Origin of the sequence: Rhizobium sp. Leaf311, assembly GCF_001423445.1 — a bacterium.
GTDB lineage: Bacteria > Pseudomonadota > Alphaproteobacteria > Rhizobiales > Rhizobiaceae > Agrobacterium.
This window is the reverse complement of the sequence record NZ_LMNZ01000001.1, coordinates 264,716-290,330: the sequence shown is the minus strand read 5'-3', so window position 1 is coordinate 290,330 and position 25,615 is coordinate 264,716. Positions and strand designations below refer to the sequence as shown.

General features: G+C 59.0%; 24 protein-coding genes and 1 other RNA gene. 10 read left to right on the top strand and 15 right to left on the bottom strand.

Going from position 1 to position 25,615, the window contains the following annotated elements:
* Positions 1 to 234: 234 nt before the first annotated feature.
* The 6 genes from ASF69_RS01275 to ASF69_RS01250 all read right to left on the bottom strand — a co-directional run bounded on the left by ASF69_RS01275 (position 235) and on the right by ASF69_RS01250 (position 4,173).
* The gene (locus tag ASF69_RS01275) at positions 235 to 1,059 is read right to left on the bottom strand and encodes a TIGR00282 family metallophosphoesterase (protein ID WP_062584538.1); all 825 of its coding nucleotides are present in this window, start codon (positions 1,057 to 1,059) and stop codon (positions 235 to 237) included.
* Positions 1,056 to 1,649 (bottom strand): 5-formyltetrahydrofolate cyclo-ligase, encoded by a 594-nt coding sequence (locus tag ASF69_RS01270; protein ID WP_062584536.1) that lies wholly within the window; start codon positions 1,647 to 1,649, stop codon positions 1,056 to 1,058. Before ASF69_RS01270 ends, ASF69_RS01275 begins: the two co-directional genes overlap by 4 nt.
* A complete protein-coding gene (locus ASF69_RS01265) occupies positions 1,649 to 2,911 on the bottom strand; it encodes a hemolysin family protein (protein WP_062584534.1) in 1,263 nt (420 codons plus the stop codon). Before ASF69_RS01265 ends, ASF69_RS01270 begins: the two co-directional genes overlap by 1 nt.
* A gap of 293 nt (positions 2,912 to 3,204) precedes the next feature.
* A non-coding RNA gene (gene ssrS, locus ASF69_RS01260) (6S RNA) lies at positions 3,205 to 3,363 on the bottom strand.
* Between the two features lie 147 nt (positions 3,364 to 3,510).
* Complete coding sequence (locus ASF69_RS01255) at positions 3,511 to 3,888, bottom strand: cell division protein ZapA (protein WP_062584533.1); 378 nt, start codon at positions 3,886 to 3,888, stop codon at positions 3,511 to 3,513.
* Positions 3,889 to 3,900: 12 nt separating this feature from the next.
* On the bottom strand, positions 3,901 to 4,173 hold the full coding sequence (locus ASF69_RS01250) for a DUF4164 domain-containing protein (RefSeq protein WP_062584532.1): 273 nt from the start codon (positions 4,171 to 4,173) through the stop codon (positions 3,901 to 3,903).
* A 323-nt stretch (positions 4,174 to 4,496) separates the two neighbouring features.
* On the opposite strand from ASF69_RS01250, the gene tkt reads away from it, so the two are divergent.
* Both tkt and gap read left to right on the top strand, forming a co-directional pair.
* On the top strand, positions 4,497 to 6,479 hold the full coding sequence (tkt, locus tag ASF69_RS01240; protein ID WP_062584530.1) for a transketolase: 1,983 nt from the start codon (positions 4,497 to 4,499) through the stop codon (positions 6,477 to 6,479).
* A 94-nt stretch (positions 6,480 to 6,573) separates the two neighbouring features.
* Positions 6,574 to 7,584, top strand: a complete 1,011-nt coding sequence (gap, locus tag ASF69_RS01235) for a type I glyceraldehyde-3-phosphate dehydrogenase (RefSeq protein ID WP_062584529.1) — start codon at positions 6,574 to 6,576, stop codon at positions 7,582 to 7,584.
* Positions 7,585 to 7,694: 110 nt separating this feature from the next.
* Here the strand turns inward: gap and ASF69_RS01230 are convergent, their stop codons facing one another.
* A complete protein-coding gene (locus tag ASF69_RS01230) occupies positions 7,695 to 8,003 on the bottom strand; it encodes a type II toxin-antitoxin system RelE/ParE family toxin (RefSeq protein ID WP_062584528.1) in 309 nt (102 codons plus the stop codon).
* Entirely contained in the window at positions 8,003 to 8,281 is a 279-nt protein-coding gene (locus ASF69_RS01225) for a type II toxin-antitoxin system ParD family antitoxin (protein WP_062584526.1), read from the bottom strand. Before ASF69_RS01225 ends, ASF69_RS01230 begins: the two co-directional genes overlap by 1 nt.
* Positions 8,282 to 8,794: 513 nt before the next feature.
* Here ASF69_RS01225 and ASF69_RS01220 point away from each other — a divergent pair.
* The 4 genes from ASF69_RS01220 to ASF69_RS01205 all read left to right on the top strand — a co-directional run bounded on the left by ASF69_RS01220 (position 8,795) and on the right by ASF69_RS01205 (position 14,024).
* On the top strand, positions 8,795 to 10,672 hold the full coding sequence (locus tag ASF69_RS01220) for a potassium/proton antiporter (RefSeq protein ID WP_200939015.1): 1,878 nt from the start codon (positions 8,795 to 8,797) through the stop codon (positions 10,670 to 10,672).
* A 75-nt stretch (positions 10,673 to 10,747) separates the two neighbouring features.
* A complete protein-coding gene (locus ASF69_RS01215) occupies positions 10,748 to 11,950 on the top strand; it encodes a phosphoglycerate kinase (protein WP_062584524.1) in 1,203 nt (400 codons plus the stop codon).
* A gap of 331 nt (positions 11,951 to 12,281) precedes the next feature.
* A complete protein-coding gene (locus tag ASF69_RS01210; RefSeq protein WP_062584522.1) occupies positions 12,282 to 13,307 on the top strand; it encodes a class I fructose-bisphosphate aldolase in 1,026 nt (341 codons plus the stop codon).
* A gap of 180 nt (positions 13,308 to 13,487) precedes the next feature.
* The gene (locus ASF69_RS01205; RefSeq protein WP_244475357.1) at positions 13,488 to 14,024 is read left to right on the top strand and encodes a helix-turn-helix domain-containing protein; all 537 of its coding nucleotides are present in this window, start codon (positions 13,488 to 13,490) and stop codon (positions 14,022 to 14,024) included.
* 32 nt (positions 14,025 to 14,056) lie between these two features.
* Here the strand turns inward: ASF69_RS01205 and ASF69_RS23310 are convergent, their stop codons facing one another.
* Positions 14,057 to 14,212 (bottom strand): hypothetical protein, encoded by a 156-nt coding sequence (locus ASF69_RS23310; protein ID WP_162927995.1) that lies wholly within the window; start codon positions 14,210 to 14,212, stop codon positions 14,057 to 14,059.
* Between the two features lie 132 nt (positions 14,213 to 14,344).
* On the opposite strand from ASF69_RS23310, the gene ASF69_RS01200 reads away from it, so the two are divergent.
* The 3 genes from ASF69_RS01200 to ASF69_RS01190 all read left to right on the top strand — a co-directional run bounded on the left by ASF69_RS01200 (position 14,345) and on the right by ASF69_RS01190 (position 16,685).
* Complete coding sequence (locus ASF69_RS01200) at positions 14,345 to 15,622, top strand: MFS transporter (protein WP_062584520.1); 1,278 nt, start codon at positions 14,345 to 14,347, stop codon at positions 15,620 to 15,622.
* Positions 15,619 to 15,813: a DUF1192 domain-containing protein gene (locus ASF69_RS01195; protein WP_062584518.1), complete on the top strand. Its 195-nt coding sequence runs from the start codon at positions 15,619 to 15,621 to the stop codon at positions 15,811 to 15,813. Before ASF69_RS01200 ends, ASF69_RS01195 begins: the two co-directional genes overlap by 4 nt.
* Positions 15,814 to 16,169: 356 nt before the next feature.
* Positions 16,170 to 16,685 (top strand): DUF1465 family protein, encoded by a 516-nt coding sequence (locus ASF69_RS01190; protein WP_062585549.1) that lies wholly within the window; start codon positions 16,170 to 16,172, stop codon positions 16,683 to 16,685.
* A gap of 135 nt (positions 16,686 to 16,820) precedes the next feature.
* On the opposite strand, the gene rpmE is transcribed toward ASF69_RS01190, so the two are convergent.
* Positions 16,821 to 17,042, bottom strand: coding sequence for a 50S ribosomal protein L31 (gene rpmE / locus ASF69_RS01185; protein WP_062584516.1), 222 nt, complete (start codon positions 17,040 to 17,042; stop codon positions 16,821 to 16,823).
* A 263-nt stretch (positions 17,043 to 17,305) separates the two neighbouring features.
* On the opposite strand from rpmE, the gene ASF69_RS01180 reads away from it, so the two are divergent.
* A complete protein-coding gene (locus tag ASF69_RS01180; protein WP_062585547.1) occupies positions 17,306 to 19,105 on the top strand; it encodes an ABC transporter transmembrane domain-containing protein in 1,800 nt (599 codons plus the stop codon).
* Between the two features lie 27 nt (positions 19,106 to 19,132).
* On the opposite strand, the gene ASF69_RS01175 is transcribed toward ASF69_RS01180, so the two are convergent.
* From ASF69_RS01175 to ASF69_RS01155, 5 genes are all read right to left on the bottom strand, one after another.
* On the bottom strand, positions 19,133 to 20,779 hold the full coding sequence (locus ASF69_RS01175; protein WP_062584514.1) for an FAD-binding dehydrogenase: 1,647 nt from the start codon (positions 20,777 to 20,779) through the stop codon (positions 19,133 to 19,135).
* A 276-nt stretch (positions 20,780 to 21,055) separates the two neighbouring features.
* Positions 21,056 to 22,087, bottom strand: a complete 1,032-nt coding sequence (locus ASF69_RS01170) for a peptidoglycan -binding protein (protein ID WP_062584512.1) — start codon at positions 22,085 to 22,087, stop codon at positions 21,056 to 21,058.
* 2 nt (positions 22,088 to 22,089) lie between these two features.
* The gene (locus tag ASF69_RS01165; protein WP_062584510.1) at positions 22,090 to 23,109 is read right to left on the bottom strand and encodes a hypothetical protein; all 1,020 of its coding nucleotides are present in this window, start codon (positions 23,107 to 23,109) and stop codon (positions 22,090 to 22,092) included.
* Positions 23,110 to 23,472: 363 nt separating this feature from the next.
* Entirely contained in the window at positions 23,473 to 24,273 is an 801-nt protein-coding gene (locus tag ASF69_RS01160) for an inositol monophosphatase family protein (protein ID WP_062584508.1), read from the bottom strand.
* Between the two features lie 140 nt (positions 24,274 to 24,413).
* A complete protein-coding gene (locus tag ASF69_RS01155; protein ID WP_062584506.1) occupies positions 24,414 to 25,607 on the bottom strand; it encodes a tetratricopeptide repeat protein in 1,194 nt (397 codons plus the stop codon).
* Positions 25,608 to 25,615: the final 8 nt, after the last annotated feature.

The following is a 25,615-nucleotide window of genomic DNA, read 5'->3' as shown; positions in this document are numbered from 1 at the left end:
CCACCCGCCACCACCCACCGCCGTCACCCCGGACTTGATCCGGGGTCCAGCGATCCGACGTCTGTCGGATCAAGAGACTCCACTCAATCAAAAGACGACATCCGTCTGATAAAGCGCCTCCTCTCAGCCCAAAGACTTGGGATGGCTGGATTCCGGCTCAGGGCCGGAATGATGGAAAGTGGGTGAGATTCTCAGCGTCAAAGGAGATGGCCGGCTTCACTCAGAGAGTGTCAATCACGCCCAGAATGAGGGAATGGTCTCGGCCAGTCTTGGGCCGATCCGCAGCGGTGCGATCTTTTCCGCAAGGCCGGTGCTGTCGGAGATTTCGACGCCGACGCCGCAGATGGTTGCCGGGCCGCTTGCGGCCTCGAAACGGCCCTTGGGCATCTTGGAAATGAAGCGGTTGATCGGCTCTTCCTTTTCCATGCCGAGCGAAGAATCGTAATCGCCGCACATGCCGGCATCCGACATATAGGCGGTGCCACCATTCAGGATCTGCGCATCTGCTGTCGGCACATGCGTATGCGTGCCAACGACGAGGCTCGCACGCCCGTCGACGAAATGGCCGAAGCACTGTTTCTCGCTGGTTGCCTCGGCGTGGAAATCGAAGACGATCGCATCCGCCTGTTCACCCAGCGGGCAGGCCCCCAGAATGCTCTCGGCAGAGCTGAAGGGGTCATCCAGTTCCGGGTGCATGAAGACGCGGCCCATGATGTTGGCAACCAGAATGCGCGCGCCGTTGCGGGCATAAAACAGGCCGGAGCCCTTGCCGGGCGTGCCCTTGGGGTAATTGGCCGGGCGCAGAAACTGGTCATGGCGCTCGCAGAAGGAAACCGCTTCCTTCTGGTCCCAGACGTGGTTGCCGGTTGTCACCACATCGGCCCCGGCATTGATCGTTTCGAGGTAGATATCCTCGGTAATGCCGAAACCGCCCGCGGCGTTCTCGCCATTGACGATGACGAAGTCCAGCTTGAGATCGGAGATCAGCCCCGGAAGACGCTCCCACACCGTCGTGCGACCCGTCTTGCCAACCATATCCCCGAGAAACAGTAATCTCATTCCGCCGTCCGTCCATTGAAATATCGCATACCGCTCTCGGTCAGAACGGCATCCAGCGCCACGTCATGCTCTTGCGCGGGCACTGATGGCACTTCCTGGCAGTCGAATGCAATGCCGATCAGCAGCGGATTCAGTCCTTTTGCATGGAGTCTGGCAATTGCGCGGTCGTAATGCCCGGCCCCGTACCCGATCCGCTGCCCCGTGCCATCGAATGCAGATAGCGGCACCAGCAGAATGTCGGGCTCCAGCACCGCCGCATTCTCATCCGGGCCTGAGGTACCAAAGCCGGTCTTGACGAGCTGCGCGTCCCTTGCAAAGTCCCTGAAGACGATGGTCTCACGGTCGAGAATGACCGGCAGGCAAAGGCGCATACCGCCATCCCGCAGCATGTCCATCAAGGGCCGAAGGTCCGCCTCGGAGCGGATCGGGAGAAAGCCCGACACCGTCTTGCCGGAAAAGCGTTCCAGCGCTTGGGTGCCGTTTTGCGCAATGGCGAGACTTTTTTCCCGGCGTTCCTCAACGGAAAGAGCGTCCCGCAAGGCGAGACGCTCGGCACGTATCCGGGCTTTGTCGAGACCGCCCGGCTGCATCAAGCCGCCCGGCTGACCAGCACCTTGTCAATCCGGTGCCCGTCGAGGTCGATGACTTCAAATCGCCAGCCGTTGCGGGTGACGTGTTCGCCCAACTCCGGCAGGCGGCGGAATTCGTCCAGCACCAGACCGGCCACGGTTTCGAATTCGGCATCGTCGGAAATCTGGAAGCCCATGCGGTCGGCAAATTCGTCGGCAGGCATCCAGCCAGCAACGAGGAAGCTGCCATCCTCGCGTTCCACCATGGCAGGCTCTTCGCCGTCATCTTCCTGAAACGCGCCGGTAATGGCTTCCAGCACGTCGCCGGAGCTGATGATGCCTTCGAAATGGCCGTATTCGTCATAGACGAGAACCATGTGAACGGTGGAGCGGCGCAGCGACTGGATCACATCGACGGCGCTCGTCAGGTCGGAGACGACAGGAACCTCGCGCAGAAGCTCGCGAACATCCAGCTCCTTGCCCGATGCAAGCGCATCGAAGGCATCCTTGGCGAAGAGAACGCCGAGAATTTCATCGGAAGCACCATTGCGAACCGGCAGGCGCGACCGCTGCGTGCCGCGCAGCTGCTCGCGGATTTCTTCCGCGGTGTCTTCGATGTCGACCACTTCCACATCGCGACGCGGCGTCATCAGGCCGCGGGCATTGCGGTCGGCAAGGCGCATGACGCTGGTGATCATGGCGGATTCTTCCGTCTCGATCACACCAGCGCTATGGGCCTCCGCCAGAACCGTGCGGATTTCATCGTCGGTTACGGATGCGTTGGATTCGCCGCTATGGCCGAGAATGGCCAGAACCAGCTTGCCCGAACGGTCGAGCAGCCACACCAGCGGCGCACCGATCTTCGACAGCATCACCATGGCAGGAGAAACCCGCACGGCAACCTTTTCCGGATCGCGCAGGGCGATCTGCTTGGGAACGAGCTCACCGACGATCAGCGAGAGATAGGTGATGGCAACGACGACCGCACCCACGCCGATGGCGTCAGCTGCACGGTCCGGCACGCCCTGCTCCAGAAGCCATGCGGTGAAGCGGGCACCCAGCGTGGCACCCGAAAATGCACCCGAGAGAACGCCGACAAGCGTAATGCCGATCTGCACGGTGGAAAGAAAGCGTCCGGGATTTTCTCCAAGCGTGAGCGCCATGGCAGCGCCTTTGCTGCCTTGCGCGGCAAGCACCTTGAGCCTCGCCGGTCTGGAGGAGACGACGGCAAGCTCGGACATGGCAAGCACACCGTTAAGTACGGTGAGCAGAACCACGATCATAATTTCAGTAAACAAGTTTAGCTCTTTTTGGGCTGTTGAACGGCATGTCGCGGCTGCAACCACTGTCGCTATAGTTGAGAGCGGGAGCGGACATACCAACACGGATAATAGGGAAATGTTCCACCAATGCAATGACCGGCAGCTTAAAAAATAAAGCCATACAGCGCTTTGCGCCCTAAAGAGCCCAGGCGCGCAGCAGTGACTGACCCATTTGGGTGCGGTAATCGGGTATGCCGCCGACCCGTCAGGCCAGGCAGGACGCCCTCGTGCCGGACGCGAGCCAGATGTTGAAAGTGCGATCCACGGCGACCGATGGAGATTTACGATCCTGGGTGCCTACAAACGTAGGTGGGCGCCATATGTCCAAGCCCACGGGCCTGGCCAGGGACAGCTCCCTTTGGATCGAGTATGGCCCCAGGGATTGTGGTTCCTGTCGAGAAGCGCAGAACGCAACTCGTATATAGGTCGGTTCGGTGAAATGCGGAAGGGGGGATGGACGCAGAATTATCGCCCCACCCATCAAAACGCCGGATGAATGGCTTCAAACACCGGTACGTCCGCGCTCAAGAGGTCTGGCAAGGCAGAAAAATGCCGGAATATCAGTTCGTTGCGGGCTTCGGCCTGGCCACCAGCTTTTCCGTGATGCCGTTCAGACGAGCGGAAAGATCGGAAATCGCATCCACCAGCAGTTCCTCTGTCTTCGCCTTGTTTTCCGCCATCCCATCACGGTTCTGCTTGAGGCTGGCGACCTGCTCCTCCAGCATTTCGATCTTGCGGTGGAGTTCGGACATCTCGTCGGTGATCATGATGCCCGCCATCACGGTCAGCCGCAGATCACCGATTTCGCCAAACTGGCTTTTCAGGTGGCCGACATATTGATCGAACCGTCCGGCGAGATCGGTCAGGTGGGCTTCCTGTCCCGCCTCGCAGGCCATGCGATAGGCCTTGCCATCGATCATCACTGTCACTTGCGCCATGAATTTAAGTCCTTATCGATCCAGCACTGCGCGGATGGTTTCCATCGCGGTCACAAGGCGTCGGGAAACCTCGCGGTTGACTTCCTCAAGGCGGTTGGCACGAAATTGCGACTGGTCAAGCTCCTGCGCCAGCCGCGCACGGTCCACATGCACGCGCTTCACTTCGCTTTCCACTTCGCCATTCTCGCGCTGGCGTTCAATGCGCATGTCGATCGCGTTCTCGAGACTGTTGATGGCGGAGCTCAGCTCCGACAACGCGACTTGTATGGTCTTTTCCGCCGTCATCGTTTCTTCCAAACCGCAGAGCAAAGCCGAATCGTTATTGCTTTGTGTCAATCAGGGCGCCTGCACGATATTACCCGTTTAACAGCCACGTCAATCAAACCAATACATTCAAGCACTTTGCGCTGTGGATGAATGCACCACCGGAACAGCGCGAAGCTGGCAACCGTCAAAATCCTGCCGGAATACGAATCGATTTTTGTTGCCGATCGAACCGCAAAGGCGCCCGGATTTATTGACTCACCCGTCCTACCTGCTATGGATCAACCCGCTTTTTGGATAGTCATAATGGCTATCTCCTATCACCCGGAACAGACGGAAAAGCCATGATTTCTCGCGATAAACACGACCGGATGGCCAATGCGATCCGATTTCTTGCCATGGATGCAGTGGAGAAGGCCAATTCCGGCCACCCAGGCCTGCCTATGGGTGCAGCGGATGTGGCCACGGTTCTCTTTACACGTTACCTGAAATTCGATCCCAAGGCCTGGCAGTGGCCAGACCGCGACCGCTTCGTGCTGTCTGCCGGTCACGGCTCCATGCTTCTTTATTCGCTCCTCTACCTCACCGGTTACGAGGACATGACGATCGATGAGATCAAGCGTTTCCGTCAGCTGGGTTCCAAGACCGCCGGCCACCCGGAATATGGTCATGCCACCGGCATCGAAACCACCACGGGCCCGCTTGGCCAGGGCATTGCCAATGCCGTCGGCATGGCCATTGCCGAGCGCAAGCTGGAAGAGGAGTTCGGCTCCGACCTGCAGAACCACTTCACATACGTCCTGTGCGGCGATGGCTGCCTCATGGAAGGCATCAGCCACGAGGCGATTGCGCTTGCCGGTCACCTGAAGCTCAACAAGCTGGTTCTCTTCTGGGACAACAACAACATCACCATCGATGGCGAAGTCGGCCTGTCCGATAGCACCGACCAGATTGGCCGCTTCAAGGCCGTCAACTGGAACACCATCGAAATCGACGGTCATGACCCGGAAGCGATTGCAAACGCCATCGAAGCCGCGCAGAAGTCCGACCGCCCAACCTTCATCGCCTGCAAGACCACAATCGGTTTCGGCGCGCCAAACAAGGCCGGTACGCACAAGGTCCACGGCTCTCCGCTCGGCGCGGAAGAAATCGCTGCCACCCGCAAGGCGCTCAACTGGGAAGCGGACGCATTCGTGGTGCCGGAAGATGTGCTCGACGCATGGCGTCTGGCCGGTCTTCGCTCCACCAAGAGCCGTCAGGAATGGGAAGCGCGCCTCGAAGCTGCCGATGCCGACAAGAAGGCCGAATTCAAGCGCCGTTTCTCCGGCGACCTGACCGGCAATTTCGACAGCGCCATCGACGCCTTCAAGAAGAAGATCGCCGCCGACAACCCAACGGTTGCCACGCGCAAGGCTTCCGAAGATGCTCTCGAAGTGATCAACGGTGTTCTCAACGAAACCGTTGGCGGCTCGGCGGACCTGACGCCATCCAACAACACCAAGACCAGCCAGATGAAGTCGATCACACCGACCGATTTCTCGGGCCGTTACCTCCATTACGGTATTCGCGAACACGGCATGGCAGCCGCCATGAACGGTATCGCGCTGCATGGCGGTCTCATTCCCTATGCTGGCGGCTTCATGATCTTCTCGGATTATTGCCGCCCGTCCATCCGCCTTGCCGCACTCATGGGCATCCGCGTCGTTCACGTCCTGACGCATGACTCCATCGGCGTCGGCGAAGATGGCCCGACCCACCAGCCGGTCGAGCAGGTCGCTGCGCTTCGCGCCATTCCGAACCTTCTGGTCTTCCGCCCTGCGGATGAAACCGAAACGGCGGAAGCCTGGCAGATTGCCCTGCATGAGAAGCATCGTCCGTCGGCATTGGCTCTGACCCGCCAGAACCTGATCCCGGCGCGCAAGGACTATGAGGAAAAGAACCTCGTTTCCTACGGTGCCTATGAACTGGTTTCGGCAAGCGACGCCAAGGTTTCGATCTTTGCTTCCGGCTCGGAAGTCGAAATCGCCCTGAAGGCTGCCGCCGACCTCAAGGTCAAGGGCATTTCCACGCGCGTCGTGTCCGTTCCCTGCTTCGAACTCTTCAAGGAGCAGCCGGAAACCTATCGCAAGGCCATCATCGGCAACTCGCCGGTCAAGATCGGTGTCGAAGCGGCCATCCGTCAGGGTTGGGATTACTTCATCGGCCACGATGGCGCCTTTGTCGGAATGCAATCCTTCGGCGCATCCGCACCGGCCAAGGACCTCTACAAGCACTTCGGCATTACGGCGGAAGCCGTGGTTGCCGCAGCAGAAGCGAAGCTCGGCTGACGTTCTTTTCAATCCGGTGCGGCGGCAAGGATTTCGCCGCACCGGGTCGTCACCATTCCAATCACGTTCGAAAATATTGACAGGGAGTATGTAAATGACTGTGAAAGTTGCCATCAACGGCTTTGGCCGTATCGGCCGTAACGTCCTTCGCGCTATTGTTGAATCCGGCCGTACCGATATTGAAGTCGTTGCCATCAACGACCTCGGCCCGGTTGAAACCAATGCTCACCTGCTGCGCTATGACAGCATCCACGGCAAGTTCCCGGCTGACGTCAAGGTAGACGGCGACACCATCACCGTTGCTGGCGGCAAGCCGATCAAGGTCACTGCCGTTCGTGATCCTGCCCAGCTTCCACACAAGGAACTCGGCGTCGATATCGCTCTGGAATGCACGGGCATCTTCACCGCCCGCGACAAGGCTGCCGCGCATCTGACCGCTGGCGCAAAGCGCGTCATCATCTCGGCTCCCGGCGAAGGCGCGGATCTGACGGTTGTCTTCGGCGTCAACCATGACCAGCTGACAAGCGAACACCTCGTCATCTCCAACGCATCCTGCACCACAAACTGCCTGGTGCCGGTCGTCAAGGTTCTCGATGACGTCGTCGGCATCGACCACGGCTTCATGACCACGATCCACTCCTATACAGGCGACCAGCCGACGCTGGACACCATGCACAAGGACCTGTACCGCGCCCGCGCCGCAGCCCTGTCTATGATCCCGACCTCGACCGGCGCTGCCAAGGCCGTTGGCCTCGTGCTGCCACACCTCAAGGGCAAGCTCGACGGTACCTCGATCCGCGTTCCAACGCCAAACGTCTCGGTCGTCGATTTCAAGTTCGTGGCCAAGAGAAACACTTCGGTCGAAGAAATCAACGAAGCCATCAAGTCTGCCTCCAACGGCAAGCTGAAGGGCATCCTCGGTTACACCGACGAGCCGCTGGTATCGCGCGACTTCAACCACGACAGCCACTCCTCCATCTTCGCGACAGACCAGACAAAGGTCATGGAAGGCAACTTCGTGCGTATCCTCACCTGGTACGACAATGAATGGGGCTTCTCCAACCGCATGTCCGATACGGCTGTGGCCCTCGCCAAGACCATCTGATTTTTTCGCGATAAGCGAACAGACAAAACCCGGCTGGAGTAATCCTGCCGGGTTTTGTGTTTTGGGGTGTTGGTATGTTTCAAGGCATCGATAACCCTTGGAATGGTCCATCAACCGTCATCGGTCAGGCCCAACTGCCGTCCATTCTGGGCAATCCGCAGAATGGTGACGCAGTCACCTTCCACAACGAAGGCAACACTGATCTTTCGCTCAAAACCCACGACACGTAGACCTTGGCGAACATCATCGCGCAAGCTACCGCGCTCTGGAAACGTTTCGAACGATGTCAGGTAGGATGTGATGCGATCCAGATATTGCCTCGCCACCGTCTGGGATCGGGATGTGGTGCTAACATATCGATAGATTTCAACGAGGTCATTTTCTGCGTCTGGAGATAGTCTGACGTCGTAACGCTTCATCACGCTTCGTTATCAACCTCATCGAAACGACGGCCAAGCCGCTCCAACACTTTGCCGAGTTCTGCAGCTCTTCCGGGATTGATCTTGTGCGCGTCGTAAGCAGCAGCGACGTCTTCCTTCAACCAGCGCTCCACCGCAGCATCGCGGGCGGCTAGTGTGCGCAATCCATCCCTTATGACTTCGCTTTCCGTTGCGTATTCCCCAGAGGCTACTTTGGCTTTCACCATTTCTGCCATTTCGAAAGGCAGTGTCACACTCAATGATTTCGTCGTTCGCATGGCGCACCTTTTAATGAGTGGAGATACCATACCATACGACACGATTAAATCCTACATGCCGAACCCCGGAAAAGGTCGCCTGGAAGCAGCCAAAACTCAGGTGATGGAAGTGTTAGAATCGGCAGCTAAACGACCAACAATCTTGCCCTTCATGCTGCATACGCTGCGATCAAGCCTTTGATAGGAAGGGACTTCGCTGCACCGCAGCACGGCGAAGTGGAATTTGGGCTTAAGCCCGAAATGTCGACAGAAAAACATAGGCCTTGAAAAGAGCTTTGTCAGTCACCCACCTCCTTTTCGTCTTCTCCGCCTTGCTCTTGTCCACTTTCATTCGGAACAATCACCATCAAGGATTCGGTCTCATCTCAGTAGAACCGTGCCCTGCCGTATCATTCGATACACCTCGCCTTGCCCTGTCCGCTGCGCGAAACCCTGCGCCGTGGCCGTCCAAAACGTGGCGCATTGACTGCTGACGCGCGGGAGCATCTCTTGCGGTGACCGTCATGAAAGGGCATGTGCGTGGAATCATTCTATATATTGCTGCTGGTCGCCACCGTCCTCGTTCTCGTTGCCGCATTTTCCAGTCTCATCGCCTATCGTTTCGGCGCTCCGCTGCTGCTTCTTTTCCTCATGATCGGCCTTGCTGCTGGCACTGATGGGCTTGGCATTCATTTCAGCAACAATCCGCTGGCCTATATGCTGGGCTCGCTCGTGCTCGCCGTCATCCTGTTTGATTCCGGCTTCGGCACCTCCATCCAGTCCTTCAGGCTGTCCGCCGGGCCCTCCCTTTCGCTGGCAACCGTCGGCGTCGTCCTGACGTCCGTTTTCTTTGCCGGTGCTGCCGCCCTCCTGCTCGGGCTCTCCTGGCTGGAAGGCCTGCTGCTCGGCTCCATCGTTGCCTCCACGGATGCAGCCGCCGTCTTCTTCCTGCTGCGCATCGGCGGCATCCACATTCGCGATCAGGTCCGCTCGACGCTGGAGGTCGAATCCGGCACCAACGATCCGATGGCCATCTTCCTTACCATTGCACTTGTCGAGGTCGTATCCAAAGGCCAGGGGCTGGCGGGGATAGACGTGAGTTTCCTGCTGCTCTTCATCCAGGAAATGGGCCTTGGCGTCATCTTCGGCCTTCTCGGCGGCATCATGATTGTCAGTGTCGTCAACCGCTTTCAAGTGGATCGCGGGCTGGTGCCCATCCTCGTGCTGGCACTCGCCTTGCTGGTCTTTTCCTTCACCGGCGCGCTGCATGGAAGCGGCTTCCTCGCGGTTTATGTCGCGGGCATTGTCGCTGGCAATCGCAAGATTTTCGCCAAGGGTGCCATTCGCCGCTTCCATGAGGGCATGACATGGCTGGCGCAGATCATCATGTTCCTCATGCTCGGCCTGCTCGCCACGCCGTCGCAATTCCCCGCCATCATCGTGCCTGCGGTGCTGCTCGGGCTGTTCCTGATTTTTGTTGCCAGACCACTCGCCGTCTGGCTCAGCCTCATGCCCTTCAACTATACCCAGCAGGAAACCACCTTCGTCGCATGGGTCGGCCTGCGTGGCGCGGTTTCCATCCTGCTTGCCATCCTGCCCGCACTTGGCGGGCTGGACGGTGCGGAAACCTATTTCAACGCCGCCTTCATCATCGTTCTCGTCTCTCTGCTGCTGCAGGGCTGGACCATCAAGCCCGTCGCCACGCGCCTGGGCCTCATCGTGCCGCCGCGCATGGGCGATGTCGACAAGCTGGAGGTGGACCTGCCCGGCACCGCCAACCACGAGCTCATCTCCTACCGCGTTGCCAAGGGCAGCGCCGTGCTTCAGGGTGAGCGTATCCCGCGCTGGGCCATGCCCTCGCTCGTCGTGCGCGATGGCAAATCCATCCGCTATCAATATGCCGGGCGCCTGCGCGAAAACGATCTCGTCTATCTCTTTGTCATGCCGAGCTATGCGCGTCTGCTGGACCGCCTGTTTGCCAGCGCCAAGCCCGTCACCAAGGATGATGAGGATATTTTCGGCACATTCGCCATCTCCCCGCACGGACCGGCAAAGGAACTGGATGCCTCCTACGGCCCCGGTCTGCTCACGCAGCAGGAGATGACTTATACCGTCTCGGAACTCATCCAGAGCCGTCTGGGCGGCAAGGCGGAATATGCCGATCGCGTCCGGCTTGGCTCGCTCATTCTCATTGTGCGCGATCTCGATGAGAACCACGCCATATCAAGTGTCGGCATCTCGCTGGAGCCGGTCGAGCCAGCCATGGCCCTGCCGGTCTTCATCAGCCTCAAAGACATCGTCGCCCGCACGCGGCAATATCTGGCGCAGCGACGGCGCGACAAGGCCGCCGCCGCCGGTAACACGATACCAGCACCAAAGGACACGACTTCGCGTGGAGAAAATGATCGCTGAGCGACTTGCACCGTCGGTCAGGCATAGTATGGTCGCCCGCGAAGCCATTCCGTTCAACGATATCAGGATCGATATATGCCCGCCTTCAAGACCCTCGATCACCTCACCGACATCTCCGGAAAGCGCGTCCTCGTCCGCGTTGATCTCAACGTGCCGGTTGCTGACGGCAAGGTTACAGACAAGACCCGTATCGAGCGCGTTGCGCCCACCATTCTCGAATTGTCGAAGAAGGGCGCGAAAGTCATTCTGCTGGCCCATTTCGGCCGCCCGAAGGGTGAGCCGGTCGCGGATATGTCGCTGTCGCAGATCGTTTCAGCGACAGAAGAGGTTCTCGGCCTCACCGTTCATTTTGCCGCCGACTCCATCGGCCCGGTTGCAGCCGATGCCGTCGCCAAGATGGCAGACGGCGATGTGCTTCTTCTGGAAAACACCCGCTTCCACAAGGGCGAAGAAAAGAACGACACCGCCTTCGTCGCAGAACTCGTCAAGAACGGCGATATCTATGTCAACGATGCCTTCTCTGCCGCTCACCGCGCTCACGCATCGACGGAAGGCCTTGCCCGCCACCTGCCAGCCTATGCCGGTCGCACCATGCAGGCCGAGCTTGAGGCGCTGGAAAAGGGCCTCGGCGCACCGGCTCGCCCGGTCGTTGCCATCGTCGGCGGCGCCAAGGTTTCCAGCAAGATCGATCTGTTGATGAACCTCGTGAAGAAGGTCGATGCTCTCGTCATCGGCGGCGGCATGGCCAACACCTTCCTCGCTGCACGCGGCACCCATGTCGGCAAGTCGCTCTGCGAGCATGATCTGGCTGAAACCGCCAAGCAGATCATGATCGAGGCCGCGACCGCCGGCTGCGCCATCGTCCTGCCGGAAGACGGGGTTGTCGCCCGCGAGTTCAAGGCGAATGCGGACAACGAAGTTGTCGATATCAACGCCATCCCTGACGATGCGATGGTGCTCGATGTCGGTCCGAAATCGGTCGAAGCCATCAAGGGCTGGATTTCGCGCGCCGAAACGCTGGTCTGGAACGGCCCGCTCGGCGCCTTTGAAATCGCACCCTTCGACAAGGCAACCGTTGCCGCTGCCCAGCACGCCGCCGAATGCACCAAGTCCGGCAAGCTCGTTTCGGTCGCCGGTGGTGGCGATACGGTCGCAGCGCTCAACCATGCTGGCGTCACGCAGGACTTCACCTACATCTCCACCGCAGGCGGCGCCTTCCTGGAATGGATGGAAGGCAAGGTCCTGCCCGGCGTGGCAATCCTCAACGAACAGAAGTAATGCGGAAATTTATCTGAGGCGGCTCGCCCGCCTCAGATGCCCTATCCTCGACGTCATCCCTAGGCCCCTGCCAAGGATATCCTCCCCCTTCAAAGACGTGACGTTTCAGATGCGCGGGACAAGCTCGAGCATGACGAATATGCTCGCCGGCTCTTCCACGCTGCATGTTACGCTTGGCGTTCCATCTGCTCACCAATTTAAAGCTTTTAAAGATTTTCTAAAGTTTCAAACGATTAAAATGATTTCAATCGTTTCAATGAGTTAGCGTGCCATTTTCCTGCCTTGGATCTTCTGGTAACCCAAAATCCATCATGCCCAAGGGAGATTTGAAATGAGCGAGCGTCTTGAAGATATTGCGGTGAAAATGGTCGCCAATGGGAAGGGTCTGCTCGCCGCAGACGAATCCACCGGCACCATCAAGAAGCGTTTTGACAGCATCAATCTGGAATCCACGGAAACCATCCGTCGCGATTACCGGGAAATGCTCTTCCGCACGGAAGAGGCTATGACGAAATGCATTTCGGGCGTCATTCTCTACGAAGAGACCCTGTTCCAGAAGGCTGCAGATGGCACGCCTTTTGTTGATATCATCCGCGCTGCAGACAGCATTCCCGGCATCAAGGTGGATATGGGCGCAAAGCCGCAGGCTTTCTTCCCGGGCGAAACCGTTACCGAAGGCCTCGATGGTCTCGCAGATCGCCTCAAGACCTATTATGATGCCGGTGCGCGCTTTGCCAAGTGGCGCGGCGTCATCAACATCGGCGATGGCTTGCCCACATGGGGTTCCATCAAGGCGGATTCCCAGGCACTTGCCCGTTATGCAGCGCTCTGCCAGCAGGCTGGCATCGTCCCCATCGTAGAGCCGGAAGTGCTCATGGACGGCGAACCCGGCACCCACAGCATCGATCGCTGTGCGGAAGTGACCGAATGGGTCCTGCGCACCGTCTTTACCGATCTCTATGATGCCCGCGTCAAGCTCGAGGGCATGATCCTGAAGCCGAACATGATCATCGACGGCAAGAACGCCCGCAAGGCCTCGGTGGCTGAAGTGGCCGAGAAGACCGTCAAGGTCCTGAAGTCCACCGTCCCCTCCGCCGTTCCCGGCATCGCCTTCCTGTCCGGCGGCCAGTCCTCGGAAGAAGCCACCGCCCACCTGTCGGCCATGAACAGCGGCTATGACCTGCCCTGGGCGCTCACCTATTCCTACGGTCGCGCCCTGCAGGATGCAGCGCTGAAGGCATGGGGCGGCAAACAAGAAAACGTCGCCGCCGGCCAACGCGCCTTCCGCCACCGCGCCGAAATGAACACGCTCGCCGCGCTTGGCAACTGGCAGCAGGAACTCGAAAAGGCGGCGTAAGGCAGAAGCCCTTTCTCGCATGACATTGTAAACGCCCGCAGCTCCGTTGCGGGCGTTTTCTTTTTTCGCCACCCTCCCCTTTTCGATCCCCGGCGGTAAAGGCAAGATGCAATCTCTGCGACAAAGCCCTCAATCCGTACGACACGGACATGCCACCGCCACGACTGTCGGCTTGCTGACGTGGTGGTGGACGGCGAAGAGATGCAGAGTTTCGAGATCGAATTCGGAGACAGGACAATGTTGATTCAGAAACTGAGATTGCAACGCGGCTGGTCGCAGGAACAACTGGCCACTGTCAGCGGCCTGAGCACGCGCACAATCCAGAGGATCGAAGGCGGGCAGCAGCCCAGTCTCGACACCATGAACACTTTGGCCGCCATCTTCGAGATCGATGTATCGCAACTCTCGGGACAGGATCGAAAAGACATGCCGCTCACACCCAACAGCACCTCGGAGGCCGAAGAGGCCGTTGCTTTCGCTCGCGTGCGCCAGATCAAGGCGTTTTACTTGCACGTCGTCAAATATAGCGCGGTGATGACGTTTCTTCTAGTCATCAATCTCACCGCCAGCCCCAGCTATTTATGGGTGGTTTGGCCCGCTCTCGGCTGGGGGATTGGCCTTGTCGGGCACGGCCTGACCACCTTCGAGCTTGTGCCGTTTCTCAATGGTGACTGGGAAAAGCGACGCGTCGAGCATTATTTGAAAAGGAAGCTCTAGGCACAGCCCTGCGCCATTGCCCGTCTACACCCTCAAGGCCGCAGCAGCAGCACCAGCGTCCAGATGACGAATGCCGCGATGGCGATCTTCCAGAAATCGCCGCGCTTGCGCAGTCCGGGCAGGCCGAGCGGGCGGATAAGCTGGATGCCCATGGCCAGAAGAAGAAATAGCCCGATTGCCTTCGTCATCCCGAAACCTTTTGGCTTTATTGAAACAGCGTCACAGGCTGGACATTTTTAATGTTCACCAAGGACGGGCAACCTATTCGCGCGTCGCCGACCAGATCTACATCCTGAATCGCTTAGCATGAGAGTGGCTTCATGAGCAGAAACCTTCTACCCGTATTCGCTCTTTTATCCAGCACCTTGTTTCTGTTTCTTGGCAACGGCCTGCAGGGCCTTCTGCTGCCCGTGCGCGGGTCGGCTGAAGGATATTCCAACGAAGTCCTTGGTTTTCTTGGCACGTCCTGGGCGGCTGGCTTCGTCATAGGCTGTTTTGTAGCACCAGCCATCGTGCGTCGCGCAGGCCATATCCGGGCGTTCGGAAGTTTCGTCGCGCTCATTTGCCTGACGGTGCTGCTTACGGGACTTCTCATCGATGATGTGGCCTGGGTCTCGCTGCGGGCGCTTACCGGCTTCTGCACGGCTGGCACGTCGATGATCATCGAAAGCTGGTTGAACGAGCGCGCCACCAATGAAAGCCGGGGCGCGATCTTCTCGCTCTATATCGCCATCACGCTGTTCGGCGTCGTGGCCGGGCAGCTCGTCGTGCCCTTTGGCAATGTCAGCACCACCTCGCTCTTCATGGTCTGCGCCATCATCTACTGCGTCGCCATCATGCCTGCCATGCTGTCGAGGGCCGAAAGTCCCCAACCCCTGAAAAAGGTCAAGCTGGACCTGCCTGCCCTCTACCGAACCTCGCCGGTGTCATTCGTGGGCATATTGCTGATCGGCATTGCCAACGGCGCCTATGGCACGCTGGGTGCTGTTTTCGGTGCCCGCGCCGGGCTCGAGCCCACCACCATTGCCATCATGGTCAGCGTCACGATCTTTGTCGGTGCGCTAGCGCAGTTTCCGGCGGGCAAGCTGTCCGATCGCATCGACCGGCGCTTCGTGCTAGCCGGTCTTTCCGGCCTGGCGGCCGTGGCCGGGCTGGCGGTTACGCTTATCCAGCCAAGCCATGTCTATTTCCTGATCGGCATGATCGCCGTCTATGGCGCAGCGGCCAACGCGCTTTACCCCATCGCCGTCGCCCATGCCAATGACTTTGCCTCCTCGGAAGACTTCGTCAAAGTATCCGGCGGCCTGCTGCTGCTCTATGGCATCGGCACCATCATCGGGCCAACGCTGGGCGGTCCGATCATGACCGCATTTGGTCCCTACGCACTTTTCATGGTCACAGCGGTTTCCCATCTGCTGATCAGCGCCTATGCTATCTTCCGCTCCAGGCAGCGCGCCGCACTGTCTACGGCGGAGAAGGACAATTTCTCCACCGCTGCGGCGGCACCGCTCGCCACACCCGAGAGCGTGTCGCTTGATCCCCGCGCACCCCACTATCCGGAGGATGAGGCGGAACTTGAAAAAGGAGCTGGCATATGAGTGTTTTCGATGACGAACATCTGAAGAGACAGGCGACGACTCACGTGGTCGGAGGCGATCTCAGCCTTCTTTCGGTCGACGAGCTGACCGCGCGCGTCGCAATTCTTCAGGCAGAGATCAAACGGATCGAAGATGAACGGGAGAAGAAGTCCGCCGGACGAAAGGCAGCCGAAACCCTGTTTCGCTCGTAACTCCTGTCGAAACTGTTCATTAACGTTACGGCGCGGGACAGCGTTTCGTTTACCATTAACGCAAAATTAAGCTTTTTGAGCGATAACTATACATGTCCAGTTCTTCTGGACCTCAGGCAGTTTCTCCTATCGGCGAATTGGTCTGATTTTTCTCCCTGTTTTACCTTGAGAGCCGCTTCTGCGGCTCTTTTTTTATCCCGTAACAATATCGCCAAAGCTGTGGGTATTAACCTTTCTTTAATAATCAGCTTGCGCATTTGCGTTATTGATATCATCCTGAAAATACAAAGAGGCCGGAACTATTAAGCCTCTACTCCGTTGCCAGTTGTATGGTGCGTAAGCAGGATTTGGAAAAAATGTCAGAACAGGTTTTGAATACAATCAGTTTTGCTGGCCGGGCTGCAGCATCCAACCAGTTCAAGACTCTCTATTCTGAGGGTATGACTTTGGTTGAGGAAACTGCGACTTATCTCGACGGTTCCGGACGCGCTGCCTCCAAGGTATTGCCGCGCATGGCGTCGGTTCTGTACGCAGCTGAATCCATGCGGCTCACCACCCGCCTGATGCAGATGGCATCCTGGCTGCTTCTGCAGCGCGCCGTCAACAATGGCGAGATGAGCCGGGATCAGGTTCTGAGCGAGAAGAACAAGGTGCGTCTCGATAACTTCAACGTCGATCGTAACGCGCCGGGCTGGAACGATCTGCCAGAGTCCTTCCGCGATCTGGTTGAGCGTTCTCTTCGCCTCCAGAACCGCGTCGCCCTTCTCGACCGCGAAATCTATCGCCCGGCGGAAGCTGCGAAGGTTCCAGACAACGAAAACAGCGTACAGGCCCAGCTTAACCTGCTGCGCACCGCATTTGCCGGAAACTGAGTTTCCGAAAATGAGAATAAAATTAAGCAGGCTTCGGCCTGCTTTTTTATTTCCTGAAATATCGCCCAAAACGTCAGGCAACAAAAAACCCCGGATCGCTCCGGGGCTTTTTTAATCCTGAAAGGATCAACAGGCTTAGAGGCCGAGGCCGCCGAAGCGCTTGTTGAACTTGGAAACGCGGCCACCGCGGTCCATCAGCTGCTGGTTGCCGCCGGTCCATGCCGGATGCGACTTTGGATCGATTTCGAGGTTCATGACCTGACCCTCGGAGCCCCATGTGGAGCGTGTTTCGTACTCTGTGCCATCGGTCATGACCACTTTGATCACGTGATAGTCTGGATGAATTTCAGCCTTCATGACAATCTTCCTGCTTTAGTGACATGCGGACCATTTGCCGCAATTGCGTCAACTGAGCCAATTCAATATGAAGCTCCAGACCATTTGGCCATGGCTTCCCAATTCGATGCGGAGCCTATACATGAAGGTCGCCGAGATAACAAGTGCCTGCCGATGTATCGATCCCTACTTGGTCACACATCTGATAAGACACCTTTGATATTGCCAGAAACTCGGGAAAATCGACGCGAAACTGGCAGATGCGGGAGTATGAAGTGGAAGATATGCAGGAACAGAAAACGGCCCGGCGCAAGTCTCCACGACCGCTTGCCAGCCTCTTCCCCTATCTGAAACGATATCGCGGCCTTGTCGCCGCCGCGCTTTTTGCCCTTGTGCTCTCATCGGCAACCACGCTCGCGCTGCCACTCGCCGTTCGCCGGATCATCGACCATGGCTTCGAAGGTGCCGATGGCGCCATGATCAACAGCTACTTCGCCATGCTTCTGGCCATCGCGGTTGTTCTCGCGCTGGCCAGCGCCATGCGCTATTATTACGTCATGACGATTGGTGAACGTGTCGTGGCCGACCTTCGCCATGATGTTTTCGCGCATCTGACGTCCTTGTCGCAGGCCTTTTTCGACGTCAACCACTCCGGTGAACTCACATCGAGGCTAACCGCAGACACGGTTCAGATACGCTCGGCCTTCGGCTCGTCCGCCTCCGTCGCGCTGCGCAACATCCTGCTCTGTCTCGGCGGCGTGGCGATGATGGTCTATACCAGCCCCAGCCTTTCAGGCCTTGCGCTGCTGGCCATTCCCCTCATCGTCTTCCCGCTGATCGCCTTTGGTCGCTCCGTGCGCTCCCGCTCCAGAACGACGCAGGATACGCTTGCGGCATCCGCCGCCTTTGCCGCTGAAACCATTGCGGCCAGCCGGACCATCCAGTCCTTCAACGCCGAGATGCTGGCAAATGCCCGCTACAATGAATCGGTGGAAAAGGCCTATCAGGGGGCACGCTCCGCCATTAGCGCCCGCGCCGTGTTGACCGCCGTCGCCATCAGCTTCGTCTTCGGCAGCGTGGTTGCCGTCTTGTGGTACGGCGCCCACGGTGTTCTCGTCGGCACGATTTCGGCTGGCACGCTCAGCCAGTTCGTTCTCTATTCCGTCATCGCTGCAAGTTCCCTCGGGCAATTGTCCGAAGTCTGGGGAGAGCTTTCGCAGGCGGGAGGCGCGGCCGAACGACTTTCCGAACTGCTGAATGAGAAATCCCCGGTCGAAAATCCGGCGAACCCGCTCGCCCTGCCCGTGCCCGCCCGGGGTGAAGCCAGCTTTGAAAATGTCGCTTTCCACTACCCCCAGAGGAACAACAGGCCGATCATCTCCGACCTGTCCTTCAAGGTATCCCCAGGCGAGACGGTCGCGATTGTCGGCCCCTCCGGCGCGGGAAAGAGTACTGTCTTTTCGCTTCTCCTGCGCTTTTACGATCCGCAAGCAGGCCGCATCACGATAGACGGCATCGACATCCGCTCCGTGACCCTTGAAGACCTGCGCTCCCGCCTCGCCATCGTGCCGCAGGACGTGGCGGTCTTTGCCTCCTCCATTCACGACAACATCGCCTTCGGCAAGCCGGGTGCCAGCCGTGAGGAAGTTCGGGCAGCAGCCATCGCGGCGCAGGCCGACGGGTTCATCGCCAAACTCCAGCATGGATACGATACGGTTGTCGGCGAGCGTGGGGTAACGCTTTCCGGCGGGCAGCGCCAGCGCATTGCCATTGCCCGTGCCATTCTTCGCGATGCACCGATCCTGCTGCTCGACGAGGCCACCTCCGCACTTGATGCCGAGAGTGAAACACTGGTGCAAAAGGCGCTCGATCAGCTCATCGCCAAGCGGACCACCATCGTCATTGCCCATCGCCTTGCAACTGTCCTGAAGGCAGATCGCATACTGGTCATGGATGAGGGCCGCATCATCGAGGAAGGCACGCATCAGAGCCTGTCTCGTCAGGGCGGTCTCTACGCAAAGCTTGCCCGCCTTCAGTTCGAAACCGGCAATGACGAGGTCGTGACGCTGGTCAAGACAAGCTAGAGCGTTTCCCTGTTGAATGGAAACATTCTAGGCATCCAGGCTCCGGCCCGCAACGCGACCGGAGAAGAGGCAGCCACCAAGAAACGTGCCTTCCAGCGCGTTATATCCATGCATACCGCCTCCGCCAAAGCCTGAAACTTCGCCCGCGGCATAGAGCCCAGGCACCGGCTGGCCAGAGCCATCAAGCACACGGCCAGAGAGGTCTGTGTGCAGCCCGCCCAGCGTCTTGCGGGTAAGGATATGCAATCGCACTGCAATCAACGGGCCAGCGGCGGGGTCCAGCAGCCGGTGCGGCTTGGCGGTCCGCATCAGCTTGTCGCCGAGATAGTTTCGCGCACCCCTGATGGCGGTGATCTGCGCATCCTTGCTGAACCCGTTGACCAATTCCCTGTCACGCGCTTCGATCTGCGTACGAATGTGGCCGATGTCCAGCCTCCCCTCGCCGCTGATATCGTTCATGGCTTTTACCAGCTCCTCCAACGAGTCGCGCACGGCAAAATCCTCGCCGCGATCCATGAAGGCCTGCACGGGAGCCGGAGGCTCCTTGCCCAGGCGTTTCAGCAGAAGCCTAATATTCTTGTCGGTGATATCAGGATTTTGCTCGGAACCGGACAGTGCGAATTCCTTCTTGATGATTGCCTTTGTGAGGATGAACCAGCTGTAATCGCTTTTCCTCTCCCGCAGCATCTTCAGCGTACCGAGCGTATCGAAGCCCGGCATGGCGGGAGCTTCCAGCCGGTTGCCATCCGCGTCACACCAGAAGGATGAAGGGCCGGGAAGAATACGAATGCCGTGATTGGGCCAGATCGGATCGTGGTTTTTCACGCCTTCGGTATAGTGCCACATGCGGTCGCGGTTGATGACGGCACCGCCCGCCGCTTCGGTGATACCGATCATCCGCCCGTCGACATGGGCCGGCACACCACAGACCATATCGGCAGGCGGTTCACCCAGACGTTCGACTGGCCAGTTTCGACGCACAAGCTCATGATTGCCGCCAATTCCACCTGACGTAACAACGACGGCGGACGCCTCGAATCGGAAATGCGAGACGGCAACCCGGCTGCTTTGCCCGCCCCGCTGCACCGGATCAGTGGCCAGAACGGTGCCGGAGACCCCGCTCACAACGCCATTTATAGCCTCCAGAGCATCGACCTGATGGCGAAATCTGAAGATGATCCTGCCCGCATCCGCATGGACCTTCGCCTTTTGGACAAAGGGAGCAAGAACGCCGGGCCCTGTGCCCCAGGTGACATGAAAACGGGGAACGGAGTTGCCGTGACCATCGGCCTTTGCGCCGCCACGCTCGGCCCATCCGACAACGGGAAACCAGCGCATACCCAGGCCGTGCAGCCACGACCGCTTCTCACCGGCTGCGAAATCAAGGTAGGCCTCCGCCCAACGACGCGGCCAATGATCTTCTGAGCGATCAAAAGCAGCTGAACCCGCCCAATCCTGACGGGCGAGATCCAGACTGTCGCGAATGCGCATGAAACGCTGTTCGGGACTGTCAACAAAGAACAGCCCGCCAAGGGACCAGAAAGCCTGCCCCCCGAGATTCTGTTCCCCCTCCTGATCGAGCAGGCAGACCTTGCGGCCTCGATCCGCAGCCTCCGTTGCGGCCACCAACCCGGCCAGGCCGGCCCCCACAACGATAACGTCAAATTTCTCCATCGACCCCTCCCGGCGGATTCGCCTTACTTTTACGCGAACGTCAATGGATTGCAACGACCGGCCAAAGCCAGTTTTGCATGATGATGGGGAGGCTGTCCTGCCATGCTCGCAAGCGCACGACTTCATTCTGTGTCGGGGATTACGGACGATACCGTGACACCGCCAAGCTCCGTCTCAGCAGGAAAACCAGTGAAAGCGGAAGCGATGGTGCCGTGTCTGGCGTATCCTCACCGGGAACCCAGACACCGCGCTGCTGCGGTAGCGGAACCTCTACCGCTACCGTTCGGTCAGCTTCAACTCGATGCGACGGTTCTGCGACCGGGCTTCCGGTGTATCGCCAGCCGCCAGCGGTTGAAATTCGCCAAAGCCCGCAGCGACCAGTCGATTGGCCGGAACACCCTTGGAAATCAGATATTTCACCACGGAGGTTGCGCGTGCCGAAGATAGCTCCCAGTTGTCGCGGAACCTGCCGGAGCCGGACAGCTGAACGTTGTCCGTATGACCATCCACGCGCAGCACCCAGTTGATTTCTGCCGGGATTTCCTTGGCGAGATCGATGATTGCAGCGGCAAGCTTGCCCATCTCTGCCTGTCCTTCCGGGTTCAGGTCATTGCCACCGGATGGAAACAGCACTTCCGATTGAAAAACGAAGCGGTCGCCGACAATACGGATATTCTCTCGGTCGGAGAGGATTTCGCGAAGCCGCCCGAAGAAATCGGAGCGGTAGCGGTTGAGCTCCTGTACCCGCTGCGCCAGCGCGACGTTGAGGCGGCGACCGAGATCGGCAATCTTGACCTGAGACGATTCATCCTTTGCCTCAGAGGCCTGCAGAGCGGCTTCGACCGAGGCAATCTGCGCCCGAAGGGCTGCAATCTGCTGATTAAGCAGGTCGATTTGCGACGAAGCGCGCGCACCGGCCTGTCGGGCATCTTCCAGCTCGCTGGACAACTGCCCGACGCGCGCATTGGCAGCAGAGCTGTTGCCAGCGCCGGAATCCAGCAGCGATTGCAGGCGCGACCGCTCATTTTCCGACGCAGCCAGGGTGGATTGCAGATTGGCAAGCGTATCTTCGATATCCTGCTTGCTGCCTTTTTCCAGCGCAAGCAGTTCGGTCAATTCCGCAATCTGATTGTTCAGCCGGGTGAGCACCTCATCCTTGCCCGAAATTTCCCGCGACAGCACGAATTGCGCCAGCACGAAAACCGTCAGCAGGAACATGATGGCCATGAGCAGCGTCGACAGGGCATCGACGAAGCCGGGCCAGTAATCGACACCGCGATCACGACGGCGGTTGCGCGCAAGCGCCATGATCACTCGCTCCCGTTATCGTGTCGAACAGGGCGACCGGCGCTTTTCTGCTCGGCCTCTATTCGGGCAGACAGACGGTCGAGCGTGCGCCGAAGCGACCGAGACTCCTCCTGCTGCGCCTCGATCCAGTCGCGTAGCATCTGCTGCTCGCCGCGCATGTTCTTGACCAGGCCCTGAATACCTTCCGCAAGGCTGGTCATTGCGGCCAGCGACCGTTCCGTTCCAACGGCACCGTAGCCGCTGCCCTTTGCATCACCAGCCAGATCGGTACCCGGATCTGTTACGGAGGAAAGCCAGTTTTCAAGCTCGGTATAAAACCGGTTTTGGGCGCGCCCGGCCTGCAGGTCAAGAAAGCCAAGGATAAGCGAGCCGGAGAGACCAAGCAGCGACGAGGAAAACGCCGTGCCCATGCCGGACAAAGGCGCAGTAAGGCCTGATTTCAGCGAGGAGAGGATATCGGTGCTCTCCCCCGCCGTCGGGTCCAGCCCCTGAATAACATCGCTGATGGCGCCGATTGTGCCGATGAGGCCCCAGAACGTGCCGAGAAGGCCGAGAAACACCAGAAGGCCGATGAGATAGCGCGACGTATCCCGTGATTCGTCCAGTCTCGTCGCAATCGAATCCAGCAATGATCGCTGCGTAACCGTCGACAGGCGCACCTCGCCGCGCTTGCCGATGACGGAGCGCATGGGGGCCAGCAGTTTCGGCGCGCGACCGGCCTTTTCCACGGTGCCAGCGGCCTGATAGTTGTTGAACCACCGAACTTCCGGGCGAAGCGAGAGGATCTGCGTGAAAACGAGAATGATGCCAATGACCAGAACGCCGAGAATGAAGCCGTTCAGACCCGGATTGGTCATGAAAGCAGTCTGGGCCTGACGAAAGAGAATGGCGGCCAGAAATGCGACGATGATCAGAAAGATCACCATCGTCCATAAAAAGGGCGTGGGGCTCGACAGCTTGTGAAGATATTGTTTCGTCACCGGTTTCTCGACGCCGACATCGAGCCGTTCCGTATCCGCCATAATTCTCATTCCCTCTGGCATTGCCGCAACATCCGCACGACCATCTAAGGTCGCAGCAGGCGTGATCACGGTTCTGACCGGAAGCTAGTGGAAAATTAAGACGAATTGAAGTGAAAAGCCGGTAACACGCCAAGGCTTTTTCCATGACGGCGTGATTGCCTGGCCGTAAAGATCGCGAACGGCCATTTGGAGAGGTGGCGCCGGCCGCCAGATCCCGTTTACCCGGCGACAGCTTGCTCGTCTCATCCCACAGTTGAGGTGGGCTCCACTGCGTTCAAGTTCCTGATCGCAATGGAGTCTTTTGCCATGGAGACATCGCCGCCGGATATCGCATGAAGCCCGGCCTGATGGGGCGAGCCTGTATTACCGGCCCGGAACAGGCCGGTTGACGACTTCGTTCAAAGCCTTGTGGATATATTCATTGCCGGCAACCACGCTGCCTGTGCCGAAGATGTCCTGACCACCCTTCATGTCGCTGACGAAGCCACCGGCCTCGCGAATGAGGACGAGCCCTGCCGCCATATCCCATGGGGCAAGATCGGCTTCCCAGAAACCGTCCAGCCGACCGGCAGCAACATAGGCGAGATCCAGCGACGCGGCGCCAAAGCGGCGCACGCCTGCCACTTCGCCCATGACATGGCGAAGCTCAACCAGGAATTTGCCGTGATTGCCACGACCCAGATGCGGAACACCGCAGCTGACGACGCAATCGGTGATCTGCCTGCGCGCGGCAACGCGAATGCGGCGATCGTTGAGGAACGCGCCGCTCCCACGCTCTGCCGTGAAAAGCTCGTCCGTGGCCGGGTTAAAAATGACACCGGCGACGACTTCGCCATTGCGCTCCAGAGCGATGGAAACCGCAAATTGCGGAATACCGTGCAGGAAGTTGGTGGTGCCATCGAGCGGATCGACGATCCAGCGATGCGCGCCGTCTGAGCCCTTTTCCTCGCCGCCTTCTTCACCCAGGAAGTCATAGGTCGGACGAGCCTTCATCAACTCGTCGCGAACGATTTTTTCCGCCTTGAGATCGGCCTGCGAGACGAAATCGCCCGGTCCCTTGACAGAAACCTGCAGGTTCTGCACTTCACCGAAATCGCGAGACAGGGATTTTCCTGCCTTGAGAGCGGCCTGAACCATGACATTGAGAAGGGCTGAACGGGCCATGAAAATGTTCCTGAAAGGTGGCTGAGCCTGCGAGCCGGAATACTGGCAGGCACGCGGATATGGTTTCTGATGGAAAGTTTGCGGTTCAAGACCACAAAACGCGCTGCAATTCAAGGCAAAAAGCCTGGATATGGCCGTTGTCAGGCCGGACGGAACCGGTTGGCAGCCTCTATTGCCTTCTTCTGCTGGTCCTCTTCTATGCCCAGATAGAAGTCTTCCAGCGCAGGATCCTTGAGCCCGGCACGGCGCGACAGCACATACCACTTGGCCGCCTCCACCGGATCGGGACGGGTGCCGAGCGCCTGGATATAGAGATGCGCGACCTTGTTCTGCGCAATCACATTGCCGCGCTGAGCAGCCCCGAGCAGCCAGCGAAACCCTTCTTCAAAGTTGCGTTCGCCACCCGTACCGTTGACCAGCCAGACGCCGAGATCCACCTGCGCGGTATCGAAACCGGCCTTTGCGGACCGCGTCAGCCATTCCCGGGCGCGCGCCTTCTTCTGCTGCGGAATGTCTTTCACGTTGAAGTAGATCTGCGAGACCGCATATTGCGCGTCTGCCACGCCCTTTTCGGCTGATTTCTCGTAAAATGGCAGGGCCGCCAGAAGTCCGTCCGGGCCGGGCGTCTGCGATACGAGGATCTGCGCCCAGTTGAATTCGGCTTCCGCATTGCCCGCTTCTGCGGCGCGGCGCATGTAGTCATCCGCGAGGGTCTTGTCGCGCTTGACGACCTTGCCTTCCATCAACAGCAGCGCATATTTGAACATGGCCACGGCGTCACCGCCCTTGGATGCCTGCTCGTACCAGAAGGCCGCCGTCTTCTCGTCGCGGGCAATGCCGAACCCGCGCGACATCATTTCCGCCACGAGGGTTTGTGCCGCAGCGTCGCCGGTCTGCGCACGCGCCAAAGCCTTGTCGAGCGCCTGCACATATTCGCCGCGCTGGTAATGCCCGAAGGCCTCGTCAACCTTGCCGGAAAATTTCTTCTCCGGCGGCAAGGGCGGCAATTCGGCGCCCATCCGCTGATAGACTGTCACGCCCTGCGATGGCTGCAAATCCTTCTGCTCGTCGCTTCCCACACGGCCCTTGCGAATGGGCTCGGCGCCCGCCTCGGACGGGCGCGAGAGAACCTCCGGCCCTTCCGGCGCTGCCGGTCCGAAATCCGTGTCTTCTTCCGAAGGCGTGGCATCCGCAGGCGGCTGGTCGCCTACGCCGGGCAGCAAGGCAGGCTGCTGCGGCTGCGGGTTTTGCGCCAGCACCAGATGAGGCGCCAGGCACAAGGCCAGGACGAGAGCGAAAAACGACAACGAAGAAGGACGAGAGCGAGCGATCATCGCCTGTA